Below are 18162 nucleotides of genomic sequence, written 5' to 3'. Positions count from 1 at the left end.
CTATACCTCTTCCTCGCCGGGTTCATAGTCGGTGTAGGGGCGATCCCACGGGGTGATGAGCTCCCGGAGGAAATCCAGCGCCGCCGCAAAGGCGCACAGCGCGGCGGCAATCGGCACGATCACGCGGTAAGTCCAGTCGGGGGTGGCGAGATCGGCCATGCCGGGCAGAGTGGCGTGGCCCAGCGAGAATGCCATGTACGTCTGGTTCCACCCGCCGATAAATACGAACACCATGGAAATAACCACAGCCAGATGAATGAGCAGCAGAGTAGTCTTTTGCGCTCGGAGCGGGAGCTTGTTGAAGAGCGATTCTACGGCGATATGTGTGCCTGTTCGATAGGTGGTGACCAGTCCAAAGAAGGCAGTAATGGGAAGTAGATAGCGCTCTGTGACGGAAATATTCCAGCCGAGGGGAGCACTGAAGAACTCGCGCGCAATGACTTCAGCGAGCGTGACGAGCCCCAGGCCCAGAATGGCCGCGCCGGCGATCCAGGCGCATACTCCGGAGATGGTGTTTTGTATCTTGTCGAAGCCCGGGTGATCCTCGGTGTGGTAGCCGTATTTGCTGCGTTCGGCGGTGCCGTGATGGCCGGGGTGGACGAAGTTGCTACTGGTCATGATTGCTCCTTCTTTGCTTCCGCTCGTGCTTTCGGATCGGTGACGCCCGCACCCGCACGACCTGCATGGCGCTTCAGCGCGTCCTCGAAGTCGTCGACGACCTGCTGGGCGGGGTGCCCCTTGGATTCGGCGACTTCGATCCACTTGTCCAGGACAGGCTGAGATATGTTCTCCCACTCCTTCGCCGTTTCGCCGTCGGTAACGTCGTAGAAGCGCACGCCGGCATCTTTCATCTTCTGCACCGACTTTTCACGGGCTGCGTTGAGCTCCTCGCAGACTGATTGCTGGGACTTGTCTGCCGCATCGGTCAGCACCTCTTTCTGCTGGTCGTTGAGTCGGTTCCAGGTGTCTAGGTTGATGCCGTAGAAGAAGGTGAAGTTGCCTTGTTGGGCGCCGTAGGTGCTGGCGTGGACCACGTCTTCTAGCCCGTAGGGGGTAATCGAGATCGGGCTGGCGAGCGTTCCTTCGACGGTGCCGCGCGACATTGCCTCGTACATGTCGCCGATGGGCATGCTTACACCTGCTGCGTCGATCTCATCGATCACGCGGTCTAGCGCGCCGCCCGTGGAGCGCAGCACCGCACCGTGGAAGTTGGCGGGGTGAGAGGGGTCTTTGCCGCCGGTCATCGCTTCGTAGCCTGGGATCGAACCGGTCCACAGCGGCATGAACTTCATGGGTTCGAGTTCTTCTTCATAAAGGACGCCCCCTGGTTTCACTAGATCGCGAAGTGCATAGGCGGTCACGCATGCATCGGAGCTAAACCCCGGAAGGTCGCCCACGCTACTGAGTGGAAAGCTGGAGCTGACGTAGGAGGGGGAGATGACCGCCATGTCGACCACGCCACTGCGGAGTACAGAGGGGATGTCTGCTTGCTTGCCCATCTGTCCAGAGGCGTAGTACTCGACGTCTATGGATGGGTCCTGTTCCATCCTGTCGAGGAAGGGCTGCGTGCCGCCCGTGCCCACGGGGTGTGTGAGTGAGTAGCTATCTGCCATCTTCAACTTGGCAGTGCTGCCTGGGGCATAAGGTTCGGTGGAGGAGCCCGAACAGGCGGTAAGCGCGCCGGGCAGCGTCAGTGCCAAAGCTGTAGCAGCTATGGCGGAGGCTACTTGGCGGGCGGGTGCTTTCTTCTTGCGGAGTCTGAGCATGATCCCTTCATCCCTTTTACGGATATATGTAGAGAACTTCCGATTTGGATAACTCTCATCTAACCCTCACTCCCTCGATGGAAGATAGATTTTGGATAGAAAAGTAGATCGGGGGTAAATATGTGGGGTAAATCACACTCATATACGTAAATTGAGTGGAATAGACTCAAGGCTGTGGTGGTTGAGTGAGGTGTACTCAAGTAAAGTCGGGAGCGTGAAACCGCGACCGGCATGAAGCCGTAGGAGGTAGATGTAGAAATGGCGAGCTTCAACCCCACCACAATGACCCAGTCTGCGATGCAGGCTGCACTCCAGGATGCCTCCGCCAAGGGCAACCCGGATATCCGACCGGCGCACCTTCTGGTCGCGCTGCTGGAGCAGGAAGACTCCATCGCCCTGCCCGTACTGCAGGCCGCAGGCGTACAACCGCAGGCAATCGCGACCAAAGCCAAGAACCTGGTCGCTGGATATCCGCAGGCCAGCGGTAGTGATATGGCGAACCCACAGTTCAACCGCGACGCGCTGAACGCGCTGACCGCTGCCCAGGAGCTGGCGGAGCAGCTAGGAGACACCTATGTTTCCACTGAGGTGCTGCTGGCCGGTATCGCCAAGGGTGATTCCGACGCCGCCAAGGCGATGCACGAGGCGGGCGCGACCTTCGAGGCCATCCGCGGCGCCTTCGAATCCGTTCGCGGTAACCGAAAGGTCACCACCGAGGAGCCGGAAGGCCAGTTCCAGGCACTGGAGAAGTACTCCACCGACCTGACTGCACGTGCCCGCGAAGGCAAAATCGACCCAGTGATCGGACGTGACCAGGAGATCCGGCGAGTCGTCCAGGTGCTCTCCCGTCGCACGAAGAACAACCCTGTGCTCATTGGCGAGCCTGGCGTCGGTAAAACCGCAATCGTCGAGGGTCTGGCCCGCCGCATTGTCGCTGGCGACGTGCCGGAGTCCCTGCGCGGCAAGAAGCTGATCAGCCTGGACCTGGGCTCTATGGTCGCCGGTGCGAAATACCGCGGCGAGTTCGAGGAGCGGCTGAAGGCTGTGCTGGACGAGATTAAGGAGGCCGAGGGCGAGGTCATCACCTTCATTGACGAGCTGCACACCATCGTCGGCGCCGGTGCGGGCGGAGATTCCGCCATGGACGCCGGCAACATGATCAAGCCGCTGCTGGCCCGTGGTGAGCTGCGACTCGTCGGCGCGACCACCCTGGACGAGTACCGCAAGTACATCGAAAAGGATGCCGCACTGGAGCGTCGTTTCCAGCAGGTTTACGTCGGTGAGCCGACCGCAGAGGACACGATCGGTATCCTGCGCGGCCTGAAGGAGCGCTACGAGGTGCACCACGGCGTGCGCATCCAGGACTCCGCGCTGGTGGCGGCCGCCACCCTGTCCGACCGCTACATCACCAGCCGCTTCCTGCCGGATAAGGCCATCGACCTGGTGGACGAGGCTGCTTCTAGACTGCGTATGGAGATCGATTCGCGCCCCGAGGAGATCGACAACGTAGAGCGTGTGGTCCGCCGCCTGGAGATCGAGGAGATGGCACTAGAGAAGGAGACCGACGCTGCGTCGAAGGACCGTCTCGAGCGCCTGCGCAGCGAGCTGGCTGACGAGAAGGAAAAGCTGGCCGGCCTGACCGCGCGCTGGGAGAACGAGAAGGGCAGTATCGACAGCCTGCGCGAGCTGAAGGAGGAACTGGATAACCTGCGCCGCGAGTCCGAAATTGCCGAGCGCGAGGGCAACTTCGCCAAGGTTGCCGAGCTGCGCTACGGTCACATTCCGGACGTGGAGAAGAAGCTGGCCGCGGCCGAGGAGGCTGTGGCTGAGCAGCAGGAAGGCATGATGCTGACCGAGGAAGTCACCCCCGACACCATCGCCGATGTCGTCTCCGCCTGGACCGGCGTGCCCGCTGGCAAGATGCTGCAGGGGGAGACCGAGAAGCTGCTGAACATGGAGCTGGTGCTGGGTGGCCGCGTGGTTGGCCAGAACAGTGCTGTCGATGCCGTGTCTGATGCGGTGCGCCGCGCACGTGCCGGGGTTGCAGACCCGAACCGTCCGACCGGATCGTTCCTGTTCCTGGGGCCAACGGGCGTGGGCAAAACAGAGCTGGCGAAGGCTCTGGCCGACTTCCTCTTCGATGACGAGACCGCCATGGTGCGCATCGATATGTCGGAGTACGGCGAGAAGCACTCTGTCGCTCGCCTTGTCGGTGCCCCTCCGGGATATGTCGGCTACGACGCGGGTGGTCAGCTAACCGAGGCCGTTCGCCGCCGCCCGTACACGGTGGTGCTGTTCGACGAGGTGGAGAAGGCACACCCAGACGTCTTTGACGTGCTGCTGCAGGTGCTGGACGAAGGTCGTCTGACCGATGGCCAGGGGCGGACCGTGGACTTCCGCAACACGATCCTAATCCTGACCTCGAACCTGGGTGCCGGCGGTACTGACGAGGAGGTCATGGAGGCCGTGAAGCGCGCCTTTAAGCCGGAGTTTATCAACCGACTCGACGACGTGCTGATCTTCGAGCCGCTGTCGTCTGACCAGCTGAAATCCATCGTGTCTATCCAGGTGGGAGCTCTTGCTGAGCGCCTTGCGGCTCGCCGTTTGATCCTGGATGTTACCGATGACGCCCAGTCGTGGCTGGCCGAGCACGGCTACGATCCTGCCTACGGCGCCCGGCCGCTACGCCGCCTGATTCAGAAGGCGATCGGCGACCAGTTGGCCAAGAAGCTACTGGCCGGCGAGGTGCGCGACGGCGACACGGTGCGCGTGGATATCGACGGCAGTGGTGAGGCTGACGCTGGCGTGACTGGTGCTCCGGGGCTGGTCATCACTTCCCTCGGGGTCGCTGATAGTGAGGTCTAAAGGTTGGTGACGGCTGGGGGATTGCCGGCGATATAAATATAAAAACAGCAGGGTCGTAAAAAGTGACGAGCGTCACTATATTGGCTGACAAAAGTTTCCCACTCCAAACATTCGGGGTGGAGCTTTTGTAGTTTCAATATCCCATCTCGTTACCGCAAGGAGCACTCTCATGACCATCTATGCTGATCCCGGCACCGAAGGAAGCCTCGTCAACTTCAAGGAGCGCTACGACAACTTCATCGGCGGCCAGTGGGTGTCGCCGGTCGACGGCGAGTACATGGACAACGTTTCGCCCATCAACGGTGAGGTGTTCTGTCAGGTCCCGCGCTCGAAGGCGGCGGACATTGAGAAGGCAATCGACGCGGCAGAGAAGGCTCAGCCCGGCTGGGGAGCGACCTCCGTACAGGACCGCGCAGCCGTCCTATTGAAGATCGCCGACCGCCTGGAAGAGAACCTAGAGATGATGGCCGTCGCTGAGACCTGGGATAACGGCAAGGCGGTGCGTGAAACCCTCGCAGCTGATCTTCCGTTGGCTGTCGACCATTTCCGCTACTATGCCGGCGCCCTCCGTGCCCAGGAAGATCGCACCTCCCAGATCAGCGAAGACCTCATCGCCTACCACTTCAACGAGCCGCTGGGTGTGGTGGGACAGATCATCCCGTGGAACTTCCCGCTATTGATGGCGGCGTGGAAGCTCGCCCCCGCTCTGGCTGCCGGCAATGCCATCGTGCTGAAGCCTGCCGAGCAGACCCCCGCCAGCATCCTGCTGTTCGCGGAGCTTATCCAGGACATCATCCCGGAGGGCGTGTTAAACATCGTCAATGGGCTGGGCACTGAAGCAGGCGCCGCACTGACCGCCTCTGACCGCATCGACAAGATCGCGTTCACTGGCTCCACGGAAGTCGGCAAGATCATTAACAAGGCGGTAGCGGAGAAGCTTATCCCCGTCACCCTAGAGCTCGGCGGCAAGTCTCCGTCTGTGTTCTTTAGCGACATCATGGACCAGGATGACAAGTTCCGCGCCAAGTGTGTGGAGGGCCTGGCTATGTTCGCGCTGAACCAGGGTGAGATCTGCACCTGCCCGTCCCGAGCCCTGGTGCAGGAAGACATCGCCGAAGATTTCCTGGCCTTGGCTATTGAGCGCGTGAAGTCCATCAAGGTCGGAAACCCTCTGGACACGGACGTCATGATGGGCGCACAGGCTTCCCAGGAGCAGATGGACAAGATCACTGGCTACCTGCAATCCGGCCCTGAGGAGGGCGCGCAGGTGCTGTGCGGTGGTGGTGTGAACGAGATCTCGGGCCGCAGTGGCGGTTTCTACATCGAGCCCACCATCTTTAAGGGCACCAATGACATGCGCCTATTCCAGGAGGAGATTTTCGGCCCGGTCCTGGCTGTGACTACCTTCAAGGACTTCGACGAGGCCATGCGCATCGCCAATGACACGGAATACGGTCTGGGAGCAGGCGTATGGTGCCGCAACGGCACCATCGCATACAAGGCTGGCCGTGCGATCCAATCGGGTCGTGTGTGGGTGAATAACTACCACAACTACCCAGCTCACGCGGCCTTTGGTGGCTACAAGAAGTCCGGTTTGGGTCGTGAGACCCACCTGATGATGCTCGCGCACTATCAGCAGACCAAGAACCTGCTGTGGTCCTATTCGGATGAGCCGTCGGGGCTGTTCTAGCTCTTTTCTTATGGACGCCACCCCAGCCCCCCACCGCACCGTACTTCGGTGCGGAAGGCCGGGGATCGGTCTGGCCGGAGTTTAGTCCGGCTGGTCGGCGATCTTGATATCGTACTGGACATCTTCGTCCTCGACAGTGTTCGCGGTGACGTCCACGGAGTAGGTGCTGCCGTCAATGTGGAGCTTGCATTCCAGCTTCGCGCCTTCCTCCGCTTTCAGGCCGTCGGGGCACTCGGCTTCGTGGGGGTAGTCGCCAACCTTTTGCTTTACGAGCTTAGAGATTTCCTTTTCCACGTCCTCCTTGGCAACCTTCTTCTCTCCACCAAGGCTGAAGTTGAAGGAGCAGGCGCTGAGGCCAGTGATGGCCAGGGTGCCGGTGAGTAGGGCGGCGCCGAGGCGTTTGGACAGGCGGGCAGAGGTGGAAGTGCGAACGTTGTTCATGTGGGAGTGGTCTCCTTCTCTCAGTGACGGCTAGCGATCCGTGGCATGTAATGCCGCGGGTCGGCGCTAAGTTCCCCCCTGATGGTGGGCTTTGTTGAATGCTGCTCAATGCACTGCTTAAATTTACCTAATTTTTAGTCAGATAGCTGGAGGGCGAGCACTGGAGCGGTGGCCGGGTGGAACGAGGAGGCGTCGATAAAAAGTTGCGATAAGCTACCAAGAACAACAAGGCGAAAAACATAGAACAGAAGAGGGGACGCTCATGGACTTTACGGTCTTTGACCTGCTGATGGATGTCGGCATGATTTCGGTGCTGCTGATTATCGGCACGTTTATGAGGCGCCACTTCGAATGGTTCCGTAACCTGCTGATTCCCGCGCCGATTACTGCGGGGCTGCTGGCTCTGATCTTCGGTCCTGAGGTGCTGGGTTTGATGCCCTTCTCCGGCGCGCTGGGAGATTACTCCACGCTGCTGATCGCCGTTGTGTTCGCCTCCATGCCGTACAGCATGACCTTTGCGTCGAACGATGCGTCGAAAGCGAAGAACATGTGGGGCTTTTCCACCTCCATGTTCCTCGGCCAGCGGGGGCTATTCATTCTGCTAGGCATCTTCATCTTCGGTCCGCTCTTCGACACTCCGGAGTGGTTCGGCATGATGTTGCCCGTCGGTTTCGTAGGCGGATTCGGTACTGCTGCGGCTGTCGGCGGCGCGTTTGGGGATCATGGTGCGGACGCCGCCATGTCCTTGGGCTTTACCTCCGCCACCGTTGGCACACTGGCCGCCATCATTGGTGGAATTATCTTCGCGAACTGGGGGCATCCGAACCGGTCGCACGTCCACGTTGCCGGAGAAGCTGCCATGGGAACTGCGTTCGGGTCACATTGAGGACGAGGAAAAACAGCCCTCGATCGGTCGGGCCACCACAAACCCCTCCTCGATCGAGCCGTTGGCCCTACACGCGGGCTTCATTGCAGTGACCGTCATGTTTGCCTACATCGGTCAGCAGATCATCGGGCACTTCTTCCCGGATGTGTCCGTGCCGCTGTTTGCCCTGGCCTTCGTCGTGGGTATCGGCGGCAAGGTATTCCTGCACGTCATCAAGCGACCGAAGTACCTGGACCAGCAGACGGTGAAGTCCATCTCCGGCGCGTCGACGGACTTTATGATCGCCTTCGGTATCGCCTCTATTAAGCCGGACGCAGTGGCGGACTACCTGGTGCCGCTATTGATCCTGTTCGTACTAGGCATTGTCTACTGCTGCCTGTTCTTCTTCGTCTTGGCTCCGCTGTTCTTCGGCGACCAGTGGCTCGAGCGCGGCATCTTCGGTTGGGGCTGGGCCACCGCGGCCGTGGCCACCGGTATTGCGCTGTTGAAGATCGTGGATCCGGATCTGAAGTCTGGCACCATGAACGAATACGGCATTGCCTATGTGGGCTTCGCGCCCTTCGAAATCGGCATGAACATCGTGGCTCCCATTGCTGTGATAGCCGGGCTAGCCTGGGGAATCGGCGGCATCGCAACCGTGGGTGCCATAGCGATTATCGCCTTCGCGGCGATACGGGGATGGTTCCCAGAGCGCACGGGTAGACGGCCAGGAAAGGCGACGGCGGGCGCTTAGTTCTACACTTAGCAACCATGAGCAACTCTTCTGCCCAACAGCAGCCCGCCAGCCCCTTCATCTCCGGCAAAGAGATGCTGGAAGCCTTCCAGCGGGGCGAACGAATGACCGTGATCGACTCGCACTGGGCGCGCACCGAAAACAGCGCCTGGGAAGCCTACGTGGGGCAGCACATCCCCGGCGCCATGTTCTGCAACCCCTTGATGCACCTGGCATCTATCCCGTCCCGCAGCAAGGGGCGCAACCCTCTACCCGAGCCGGAGCGGCTACAGAAGAGCTTCAACGATTGGGGAATTACGGATGGTCGCCCTGTTTACATTTATGACGCCGGCGCCAACCTCTATGCGGCTCGCGCATGGTTCGTTTTCCGTTGGGCAGGTGTGCAGAACGTCCGCATCCTCGACGGCGGTACCGGGGCCTGGGAGGCTGCGGGCGGCGATGTCGCAGGCGGCATCGGCGCGCTGCGTGGGCGCGGCAACGTAGAGGTCCGCCCGGGCAGCCTGCCCACCCTGGATCTCGACGAGGTTGAACAGTGGCGCGAGAAGCACGTCCTGGTGGATGCCCGCGAAAACTCCCGCTACACCGGCCAGAAGGAACGCTTCGACCATCAGGCCGGCCGTATTCCGGGGGCTATCAACATCCCAGTCAAGGAACTGTTTAACCACCACAGCGAGCGCGACAGCAGCGCCAGTGGCATGGTCAAGACTCCGGAGGAGATCCGCCAGGTGCTCGCCGGTTACGGCGTGACCAGCGGCGAGGATGTGTGCGTGTACTCCGGTTCGGGCCTGCACTCTTCGCTGTTCATTGCCGCCATGGAGCACGCGGGGCTGCCCGGGGCTAAGAACTTTGTAGGAGGTTGGTCTCAATGGTCCGCTTCCTCCTCGCGCCCCATCGAGCGTGACTAAAATGCGGGGGTATGGATCCGCACTCTTCCCAGGATCCCCGTAGGCCCGGCCTGCAGCGTGAACTGTCTGCACAGTATCCTTCAGCACAGTATCCCGTTGTGACCCCGCTGGCGGGGACCGCCGTTAGCCTGAGCTCCGTCCCCGACCCCGTCTTAGCCACTGGCACCATCGGTGCTGGTGTGGCCGTTATTCCGGACGCGGGCGTGGAGGTCGTGCAGGTGCTGGCGCCCATTGGGGGAGTGGTTAAGCGCGTGGCACCGAACATGTTCGTGATCCAGACGCAGCCGCTGCCCACCGCTGTGCGCCCCGATTCCGGCACCCACGCCGTCGACGGGCGGCATGCCGAAATGCTGGCCGACCAGCCATCGATCTTTATGCAATTGGGGGTGGATACGGGGCGCCTGAACGGGCAGGGCTTCGACGTCCACGTGCAGGAGGGCAATATTGTGCGCCAGGGAACCCCCGTGTGCACCTACACTCCCCGGGAGCTGGGCCGGATGGGGTTCGACCCGATAGTGATGGTGTTGGGGCTGCAGATGGGGGCGTCTGAAATAAAGATAGACGTGATCCCCGGCGAGCCCGTGATGGGCGGCGACAACTTGTTCTGGGTGTAAAGAGGTGTAAGGAGGAGTAAAGAGGCGTAAGGAGGAGGGACAGGCAATGGTGCGCAGGGTTTTTAGCATCCTGTCGGTCATCGGCATGGTTTTGGCGCTGTCGCGCGTGGTGGACGTGTTTACTCCGCAGCAGCTGCAGAACATTGCCGGGGTGTTTTTCCCGGTGCTGGTGGGGCTGCAACTGTGGCCGCTGGTGAATACGCAGCGCAATAGCTACGGCCACCGGCGCCACCCCGTCAATCGCCTGTACACCCTTCTGGGCAGCATCGGGCTGGTGGGAACGGTGCTGCTTGTGGTGGTGTTTTACCGGTATTCGCCGATTTGGCTGGTGATTCTGGCGGGCTCGCTGATGATTCTGGGGATCGTCGGCGCGGGCGTGCTGGCACTGTTCGCCGCCCCGTGGGATGACTGGTCCACCCGCCGGGGACGAGACGTGGACGATGATCTCTTCTTACGCAACGATGAGCCGGTAGAGGACGTGTGGGACAAGAGTTTTAGGGCCTAGGCGGGTCTACAGGCCGTGCTTGCGGTTGATTAGCCAGTGCATCGCCGCCGTCGGCACAATGCGGGAGAGCGGGAACGCCACCGGCGCCATCGAACCCGTTGCATACAGCGGCTTGGGGTAGGTGGCGGTGATGGGCTTGAGGATCTCCTCGGCCACGCGCTCGGCGGGGATGCCGTTGGCTTCGTTGTTGTCTAGGTTCTTCAGCATGGTGGCGAACTCGGCGGCATAGGGGCCGCGTAGATCCACGTACTTCGTGCGGCGCGCGGACAGACCGGTGTTGATGGACCCGGGCTCGACAACCGACATGCCCACCCCGAACGGCCAGACCTCGCGCCGGGCGGCGAAGGCGAATCCCTTGAGCGCGGCCTTGGAGGCGACGTAGCTGCTGCGGTAGGCCAAGGGGAAGCTGCCCAACATGGAGCCGACCATCACGATGCGCCCGGCTCCTCGCTGTCGCATTGCGGGAAGGATTTTCTGGGTGACGCCCACTTGTCCCAGCACATTGATGTCGAACAGACGGCGCAGGGCATCGCCGGGGAGCTCCTCCAGGGGGCCCGATTGGCTTTCGCCTGCGTTATTCACCAGCACAGTTGGCGGGCCGAAGCTTAAGGCGCGGGTGGCGAACTCGTCGATGCTGGCGGGGTCCGCGAGGTCGAGGGGGAGGTAGTCTACGCCCTCGATGGGGTCGGTGATGGTGTCGGGGTTGCGGCTGGTGCCGATGATGCGGGAATGGGTGCCGAGCTCCGCGAGCGCGGCTACGGTGGCGCGGCCGATGCCGGAGGAGGCGCCGGTGACAATCGCCACTCCCCCCTCGATGGCGGGCAGCGGGCTGTGAAAGCTGAGCGGGGTGGGGAGAATGCTGGAAATTTTTGCCATGCATATTATTTTGGCCGCTGGGCCGGGGGATGGGGGTCGGAATAAGATTTTCCCCATTAACAGGATTCTTTAGTGATCCGGCACACGCCCGCTATGATGTGAAGGAAAACTGCATACGTTTTTGCCGCTTGTAGCTGTGGTGGGAGAGGCTCGGTGCTAGCCACGCGCCGGCCGCCGACGGAGCAATTCCTCCCCGGGACACTCTCAGGCCCCAAGTACCGTCGCAGTGAGGCAACTCTGGAAAGACCTGCGCGCAGTCGTGTGCACGCGGGCGCCGAAGGAGAAAAGCCGGGTACATCCCCGGGTGAAGCTCTCAGGCACAAGCGACAGAGTGGGGAGGGCTCCTTGTAACGACCGTGCACTGTGCAACGACCGTGCATTTACGACCGGAAAGTCCCTAACAAGCCATGTCTACTGCAGCTACTCGCCGCAATTCCGCTCCCTTCGTCCAGCGCCACATCGGCCCGAACCAGGACGATACCCGGGAGATCCTCGATTACCTGGGCTACGAATCCACCGCCGCGCTAGCCGACGATGCCCTTCCGAAGTCCATCCGCCAGTCCGGCTCGATCGGCCTGCCGGAGGCGCTGGACGAGACGGACACCCTGGCCGCCCTGCGCGACTATGCCGACAAGAACGTGCAGAAGCAGCAGCTGATCGGTAACGGTTACTACGACACGATCACCCCGGCCGTCATTCGCCGCAACGTGGTGGAGAACCCGGGCTGGTACACGGCCTACACCCCTTACCAGCCAGAGATCTCCCAGGGCCGCCTGGAGGCGCTGCTGAACTTCCAGACGATGGTGCAGGATCTGACTGGCCTGCCGGTCGCCGGTGCCTCCCTGCTGGACGAGGCCACCGCCGTGGCCGAGGCCGTGCAGCTGATGGCCCGTGGCAACGCAAAGGCCTTCAAGAAGGGCGGCGTGGTGCTGCTGGATTCTTCCCTGCACCAGCAGTCCATCACCGTTACCCTGGCTCGCGCCGAGGCCGCAGGCATTCCAGTGGAGGTTGCCGACCTGGGTGACGACGAGTTTGCCGCCGAGATCGAGGCGCACGAGAACCTGGTCGGCGTTGTGCTATCCAACCCGGGCTCCACCGGCCGCGTGCGCGACGTGTCCGGGCTGATTTCCGCTGCGAAAAAGGCCGGTGCTTTGGTCACAGTCGCCTGCGACCTATTGGCTCAGGTACTGCTGACCTCCCCAGGCTCCCAGGGTGCGGACATCGCCGTTGGTTCCGCCCAGCGCTTTGGCGTGCCGCTGTTCTTCGGTGGCCCGCACGCCGGCTTTATCTCTTGCACCGAGGCACTGCAGCGTAAGCTGCCGGGCCGTATCGTGGGCGTGTCCGTGGACGCCGAGGGCACCCCGGCCTACCGCCTGGCTCTGCAGACGCGCGAGCAGCACATTCGCCGCGACAAGGCCACCAGTAACATTTGTACCGCTCAGGCTCTGCTGGCCGTCGTCGCAGGCTTCTACGCGGTCTGGCACGGCCCGGCGGGCTTGCGCGCCATCGCCGAGGGAGTGCACGCCCGCGCTACCGCTCTGGCTGTTGGCCTCTCCGAGGCTGGCCTGACCTTGGCGCACGATACCTTCTTCGACACCGTCACCGTTGACGTGTCTGGTTCTTCTCTTGGGGACGCCCCCTCGGCTCTGCGTGCTGCGGCAGAGGCAGGCTATAACCTGCGCCAGGTCAACGATTCCTACGTCGGCATCTCTGTGGGCGAGTCCACCACGGATGAGGACATCGCCACGCTGATCGAGGTTCTGGGCTCCCGCACCGGCGAGGTCTCCTCCGCCGGCTTCGACGTGACTGCCGGCGCATTGGGCGAGGCCGGCGTGCTGCGCGCGGCTGATGAGGAGATCCTGACCCACCCGATCTTTACCGCCATCACCTCCGAGACCCAGATGATGCGCTACATGCGCAAGCTGGCAGACCGCGACCTGGCGCTGGATCGCACCATGATCCCGCTGGGCTCCTGCACCATGAAGCTGAACGCGGCCGTCTCTATGGAGCCGATCACCTGGCCGGGCTTCGCGGGCATTCACCCGCAGGTCCCCGCCGAGCAGGCTCAGGGCTGGCTGGAGCTGATCGAGGATTTGGAGGAACGCCTGGCGAAGATCACCGGCTACGCCAAGGTCTCCGTCCAGCCGAACGCGGGCTCCCAGGGCGAGTTCGCCGGCCTGCTGGCTATCCACCGCTACCACCAGGCGCGCGGCGATGACCAGCGCGACATCGTGCTGATCCCGGCCTCCGCCCACGGCACCAACGCCGCCTCCGCTGCGCTGGCCGGTCTGAAGGTCGTGGCTGTAAAGAACGCCGAGGATGGCTCCATCGACGTCCCGGATCTGGAGGCCAAGCTGGAGAAGTACGGCGAACAGACCGCCGCCATTATGCTGACCTACCCCTCCACCCACGGTGTGTTCGAGGAGCAAGTGCGCGAGGTGTGCCAGAAGGTCCACGAGGCCGGGGGGCAGGTGTACGTCGATGGCGCCAACTTGAACGCCCTGGTGGGGCTGGCGCAGCCGGGCGAGTTCGGCGGCGACGTCTCCCACCTGAACCTGCACAAGACCTTCACCATCCCGCACGGCGGTGGCGGTCCGGGTGTCGGCCCGGTCTGCGTGGCCGAGCACCTGATCCCGTTCCTGCCGACCGACCCGAACGCCGACGTTATTGAGGGCGAGGCCGCCCTGCAGACCGGCCAGCCGGTCTCCGCTGCCCAGTACGGCTCGGCCGGTGTGCTGCCGATCACCTGGTCCTACATTGCGCTGATGGGCGACGAGGGGTTGACCGAGGCCTCCCGCATGGCTCTGGTCAACGCCAACTACGTCTCCCGCAAGCTGGAGGAGTACTACCCGACGCTGTACAAGGGCGACACCGGCCTGGTGGCTCACGAGTGCATCCTGGACCTGCGCGAACTCACGAAGGCCTCCGGCATCACTGCCGAAGACGTTTCTAAGCGCCTGATGGACTTCGGTTTCCACGCCCCAACCTTGGCATTCCCCGTCGCCGGCACCCTGATGGTGGAGCCCACCGAGTCGGAGGACAAGGAAGAGCTGGACCGCTTCATCGAGGCTATGGTTACCATCCACGGCGAGATCCAGGAAGTCATCGACGGCGACGTCACCGCCGAGCAGTCCGTTCTGCGCCACGCGCCGTTTACCGCTTATTCTGTTGTGCGGGACGACTTCGAGGAAGCTGTATCCGGTGGTCACTTCAGCCGTGCCAAGGCCGCATATCCGGTGGCCAGCCTGCGACACACCAAGTACTTCACGCCCGTGCGTCGTATCGACAATGCTTATGGCGACCGCAATCTCGTGTGCACCTGCCCGCCCCTGGAAGACTTCGCGATCAATGAAGACTAGGTATAGCTGGCGCTAGGGGCGTCCATAAAAGACGAGAAGAAGGAGAACGAGATATGACCGAACTTAAAAAGACCGCGCTGAACCGCGTGCACCAGAAGCTGGACGCGCGTTTTACCGACTTCGGCGGCTGGGACATGCCGCTGAAGTACAGCAGTGAGCTGGACGAGCACCACGCGGTGCGCAAGGCCGTGGGTGTTTTTGACCTATCCCACATGGGCGAGGTTCGCGTGACCGGTCCGCAGGCGGCGGAGTTTCTGGACCACGCGCTGATCTCCAAGCTGTCGGCCGTGAAGATCGGCAAGGCCAAGTACTCGATGATCTGCACCGAATCCGGTGGCATCATCGACGACCTGATTACCTACCGCTTGGGTGATAACGAGTTCTTGATCGTGCCGAACGCAGGCAACGTGGACAACGTAGTTTCCGCGCTGCAGGGCCGCACTGCAGGCTTCGACGTGGAGCTGAACAACGAGTCCGAGCAGACCTCCATGATCGCCGTGCAGGGCCCGAAGGCAGCAGCGGCGATGCTGGAGATCGTGGACAACGTGGTAGAGGCCCCCGAGGCATCCGGCGCGGGCGAGACCGTGGCAGAGGCCATCGAGGGGCTGGGCTACTACGCGGCATTCCAGGGGATTGCCGCAGGCCAGCCCGTGTTGGTTGCGCGCACGGGCTACACCGGCGAGGACGGCTTCGAGCTGATCGTCAATAACGACGGTGCGGAGTCTGTGTGGACCAAGGCGATGGATCAGGCAGCGCAGCTGGGTGGCCTACCATGTGGCCTGGCCTGCCGCGACACCCTGCGCCTGGAGGCTGGCATGCCGCTGTACGGCCACGAACTGTCGCTGAAGCTGACCCCGGTCGATGCTGGCCTGGGTATTCTTGCGGCGACGAAGTCGAAGGACTCTTTCGTGGGGCGCGACGCCATTGTTTCCGCGAAGGAAAAGGGCACCCAGCAGACCCTGGTCGGGCTGGTGGGTGAAGGTCGCCGTGCTGCCCGCGAAGGATACGAGGTGTTCGCCGCGGACGGGGAGAAGGCCATTGGTGCCGTGACCTCTGGTGCGCTGTCGCCGACGCTGGGCCACCCGGTGGCCATGGCATATGTGTCGAAGTCTGCCGTGAACTCCGGTGCGGCAGCCGAAGGCGCGACTGTGGAGGTCGATATCCGTGGTAAGCGCTTCGAATACAAGGTCGTTGCGCTGCCGTTTTATTCCCGCGAGAAGTAAGCGCGAGCCCGTGTGCGGGAAACTCGCACGTAGCGAAAGCAACGCAAGGTAACACGAAAGGGGTTGTCTGCCCGCTGGTGTAAAGTTTGGGCAGACAACCACAGAAGGTTCTATAAGAGAGGCCAAGAACAATGACTGCACTGCCGACTGATTTTCTGTACTCCGAGGAGCACGAGTGGGTTAACACCTCCGCTGTAGTGGAGGGCGAGACCGTGCGCGTGGGTATCTCCCACATCGCCGCCGAGGCTTTGGGCGACATCGTCTTCGTCGAGCTGCCTGAGGTTGGCTCTGAGGTCGAGGCTGGCGAGGCATTTGGTGAGGTCGAGTCCACCAAGTCTGTGTCCGACATCTACGCACCGGTTTCCGGCGAGGTTGTCGCTGTGAACGAGGCGCTGGAAGACAACGCTGGTCTGATCAACGAGGACCCCTACGGCGAGGGCTGGCTGTACGAAGTTAAGGTGACCGAGTCTGGCGACCTGATGGACGCTGAGGCTTACCAGGCCGCTAACGAGTAAAACAGGCCCTTGGTCGGTTCCATTTTCGCGTTAATCCTCGGCCTGGCCCTGCTGGGCCTCGCCGCGTGGTTGCTGCTGCGCGCAAAAACGGACGTAGGCGCAGGTGTGGGCTCCGGTGAGATAGTCGAGCGCGCCGAAAGCGCCGAAATCGCCGAAGGTGCCGGGCACGCTGAAGGCGCCGGTATCTCTGAGGAGGGATGGTCCGCGGAATGGGACGGCCCGCAGTTTGATGGGTGGTCCGGGGTCGAGGAAGGGCCTAACTCTCAGTACGACGAGCTGGGTGAGGGCTGGTCTGAGGACTGGGACTACGAGGAGGCCGAGTCTGCCCAGGAGGCAGGCGCTGTGGAGGGCGACACCCCGGAAGGTGGCGGCTTTGCCAGCGCCGACCTTGAAGGCTCCCAGCGTGCAGGCGCCACCGAGAATTCGGCGCCGAGGCTCGAGCCCGAAAGCTCCGCTTCAGGAATGGCTGCTTTCGGTTTTCCCCGGAGGCGGCGCCGCCAATGGGCGGCCGACAACGGCTTCGAGTACACGAAGGAAGACGTAGAGGTCGCGCGAGCCTGGCCCATCGCCATCACCGGCGACCACCAGCGCGGTGGGCCGACGCTGCGCGAGGTCGTTAGCGGCTTTGTCGACGGGCACCAGGTACACATCGGCGACCTTGGCTCCTCCACGCTAATGGCGATGCGCCGAGTGGAAGAATCCCCAGTTCAGGTGCTGTATTCCTCTGGCGGTGCGCAGCCGGCAGGCATGCGCCGCACCGACCTTTTGGACCAGCCACCATTCGCGGCGTACACCACCGACGTCCGCGCACTGGACCGCATGTTGGATGCCCGCGTGGAGGACGCGCTGGCGGCACTGTCGCAGGTCGCAAGCGATGTGGCGTGGGGGCAGAACTGGACGGTCGTGCGCGTTTCCCGCAAGCTCGACTTCCACGTGTGGGAGGAGATCCTGCCGCAGCTGCGCTCCCTGGTGGATGCCGCCATGGTGCTGCCCCCGGCCCAGACCAGCGCACCGCTGGAGATGCTGGTGGCAGACCAGTTGCGCCCCCTGCCGGGTGGTCCGCTGCAAGTGCACACCGACAATCCGGTGAACCAGGAGGAGATCGAGGAGCAGGCTGCCGAGACGTCCTCTCGCCGCGCGGCACACCTGCGAGCAGTGCCCGACGGCAGCGCGGATGCGGATTCTGGTACCCCAGCGCAATCGAAAACTGCTGCTTACACGGACGGCGGTGATGCCAGCGCCACCGCCGAGGAAGTCGCTGCGCACGCGGAAGTGCCCAATCCGGAGCGCCCGGACATTACCCGCCCTGCCGAGCCGGTGGCCTTTCCCTCCCGTACGCACACGCGCTGGGAGGGCGGCGATACGGACAGCTTCGATAGCTTCGCCGTGGGCGACTACGACGATCCGACGGAGGATGACGACCTCCGCACGGGCCGTCGGCGCCGTCGCGACGGGGGCATTCCTCGCTTGGGTGAGGATCCCGAGCACATGAGTTCGCACTCTTCGCAATATGCGCAGGTGATCCGCGTCGATGCGGAAGAGGCCACCATTTTCGAGGAAGTCGAGGAGACCAAGTCCACTGCAGTGCGCCTGTCTCCTGTGACTCAGCGGCGGCGAAGCGGTGGGCGTCATCGGGCACCAGAAGCACGCCACGCCCGCCCCGAACCCATCGAACCGATCGAGTACGAAACCGTCGACGGCGAGGTCGTCGAGGACGACCAGAAGTAACAGCAGTGCGTAGACGCAGTGCACAGATAAGGCATAGACAAGAAGGAGAAACCGCA

At 62.5% G+C, this 18162-nt stretch carries 13 protein-coding genes, 1 pseudogene and 1 riboswitch; of the genes and pseudogenes, 10 read left to right on the top strand and 4 right to left on the bottom strand.

The genetic code is table 11. The features are described 5' to 3' along the window. Together ACKFRT_RS07515 and dctP are read right to left on the bottom strand one after the other, a co-directional pair. Positions 1–618 (bottom strand): TRAP transporter small permease, encoded by a 618-nt coding sequence (locus ACKFRT_RS07515; protein ID WP_408924862.1) that lies wholly within the window; start codon positions 616–618, stop codon positions 1–3. Further along, entirely contained in the window at positions 615–1766 is a 1152-nt protein-coding gene (gene dctP / locus ACKFRT_RS07510) for a TRAP transporter substrate-binding protein DctP (protein WP_408924861.1), read from the bottom strand. Before dctP ends, ACKFRT_RS07515 begins: the two co-directional genes overlap by 4 nt. 258 nt (positions 1767–2024) lie before the next feature. On the opposite strand from dctP, the gene clpB reads away from it, so the two are divergent. Both clpB and ACKFRT_RS07500 read left to right on the top strand, forming a co-directional pair. Then, a complete protein-coding gene (gene clpB, locus ACKFRT_RS07505) occupies positions 2025–4631 on the top strand; it encodes an ATP-dependent chaperone ClpB (RefSeq protein WP_408924860.1) in 2607 nt (868 codons plus the stop codon). Between the two features lie 169 nt (positions 4632–4800). Then, positions 4801–6321 (top strand): aldehyde dehydrogenase family protein, encoded by a 1521-nt coding sequence (locus ACKFRT_RS07500; protein WP_408924859.1) that lies wholly within the window; start codon positions 4801–4803, stop codon positions 6319–6321. Positions 6322–6402: 81 nt separating this feature from the next. Here ACKFRT_RS07500 and ACKFRT_RS07495 read toward each other — a convergent pair whose 3' ends face one another. Then, positions 6403–6762, bottom strand: a complete 360-nt coding sequence (locus tag ACKFRT_RS07495; RefSeq protein ID WP_296212412.1) for a DUF4333 domain-containing protein — start codon at positions 6760–6762, stop codon at positions 6403–6405. Positions 6763–7024: 262 nt separating this feature from the next. Between ACKFRT_RS07495 and ACKFRT_RS07490 the strand changes: the two are divergent. The 4 genes and pseudogenes from ACKFRT_RS07490 (at position 7025) to ACKFRT_RS07475 (ending at position 10405) form a co-directional block, all read left to right on the top strand. Beyond that, positions 7025–8381: pseudogene (locus tag ACKFRT_RS07490) on the top strand (sodium/glutamate symporter). 17 nt (positions 8382–8398) lie between these two features. Beyond that, positions 8399–9286: a sulfurtransferase gene (locus tag ACKFRT_RS07485; protein ID WP_408924858.1), complete on the top strand. Its 888-nt coding sequence runs from the start codon at positions 8399–8401 to the stop codon at positions 9284–9286. Positions 9287–9297: 11 nt separating this feature from the next. Continuing rightward, the gene (locus ACKFRT_RS07480) at positions 9298–9900 is read left to right on the top strand and encodes a PTS glucose transporter subunit IIA (RefSeq protein ID WP_296212404.1); all 603 of its coding nucleotides are present in this window, start codon (positions 9298–9300) and stop codon (positions 9898–9900) included. A gap of 46 nt (positions 9901–9946) precedes the next feature. Next, positions 9947–10405 (top strand): hypothetical protein, encoded by a 459-nt coding sequence (locus ACKFRT_RS07475; RefSeq protein WP_408924857.1) that lies wholly within the window; start codon positions 9947–9949, stop codon positions 10403–10405. Positions 10406–10411: 6 nt separating this feature from the next. Here the strand turns inward: ACKFRT_RS07475 and ACKFRT_RS07470 are convergent, their stop codons facing one another. Next, positions 10412–11281: an SDR family oxidoreductase gene (locus ACKFRT_RS07470; protein ID WP_408924856.1), complete on the bottom strand. Its 870-nt coding sequence runs from the start codon at positions 11279–11281 to the stop codon at positions 10412–10414. A 227-nt stretch (positions 11282–11508) separates the two neighbouring features. Further along, positions 11509–11621, top strand: a riboswitch (glycine riboswitch). Between the two features lie 67 nt (positions 11622–11688). Here ACKFRT_RS07470 and gcvP point away from each other — a divergent pair. The 4 genes from gcvP (at position 11689) to ACKFRT_RS07450 (ending at position 18106) form a co-directional block, all read left to right on the top strand. Next, positions 11689–14640 (top strand): aminomethyl-transferring glycine dehydrogenase, encoded by a 2952-nt coding sequence (gcvP, locus tag ACKFRT_RS07465; RefSeq protein ID WP_408924855.1) that lies wholly within the window; start codon positions 11689–11691, stop codon positions 14638–14640. A gap of 53 nt (positions 14641–14693) precedes the next feature. Next, positions 14694–15863 carry a glycine cleavage system aminomethyltransferase GcvT gene (gene gcvT / locus ACKFRT_RS07460; RefSeq protein WP_296212392.1) on the top strand — a complete coding sequence of 390 codons (1170 nt, stop codon included), beginning with the start codon at positions 14694–14696 and terminating at the stop codon, positions 15861–15863. A 131-nt stretch (positions 15864–15994) separates the two neighbouring features. Then, positions 15995–16378, top strand: a complete 384-nt coding sequence (gene gcvH, locus ACKFRT_RS07455; protein WP_296212389.1) for a glycine cleavage system protein GcvH — start codon at positions 15995–15997, stop codon at positions 16376–16378. Between the two features lie 9 nt (positions 16379–16387). Then, positions 16388–18106: a hypothetical protein gene (locus ACKFRT_RS07450; protein WP_408924854.1), complete on the top strand. Its 1719-nt coding sequence runs from the start codon at positions 16388–16390 to the stop codon at positions 18104–18106. The last annotated feature ends 56 nt before the right edge of the window (positions 18107–18162 follow it).

The sequence above is a fragment of the Corynebacterium jamesii genome, assembly GCF_046097395.1.
In the GTDB taxonomy this organism is placed as follows: domain Bacteria; phylum Actinomycetota; class Actinomycetes; order Mycobacteriales; family Mycobacteriaceae; genus Corynebacterium.
This window is presented reverse-complemented; position numbering and strand designations above follow the sequence as displayed.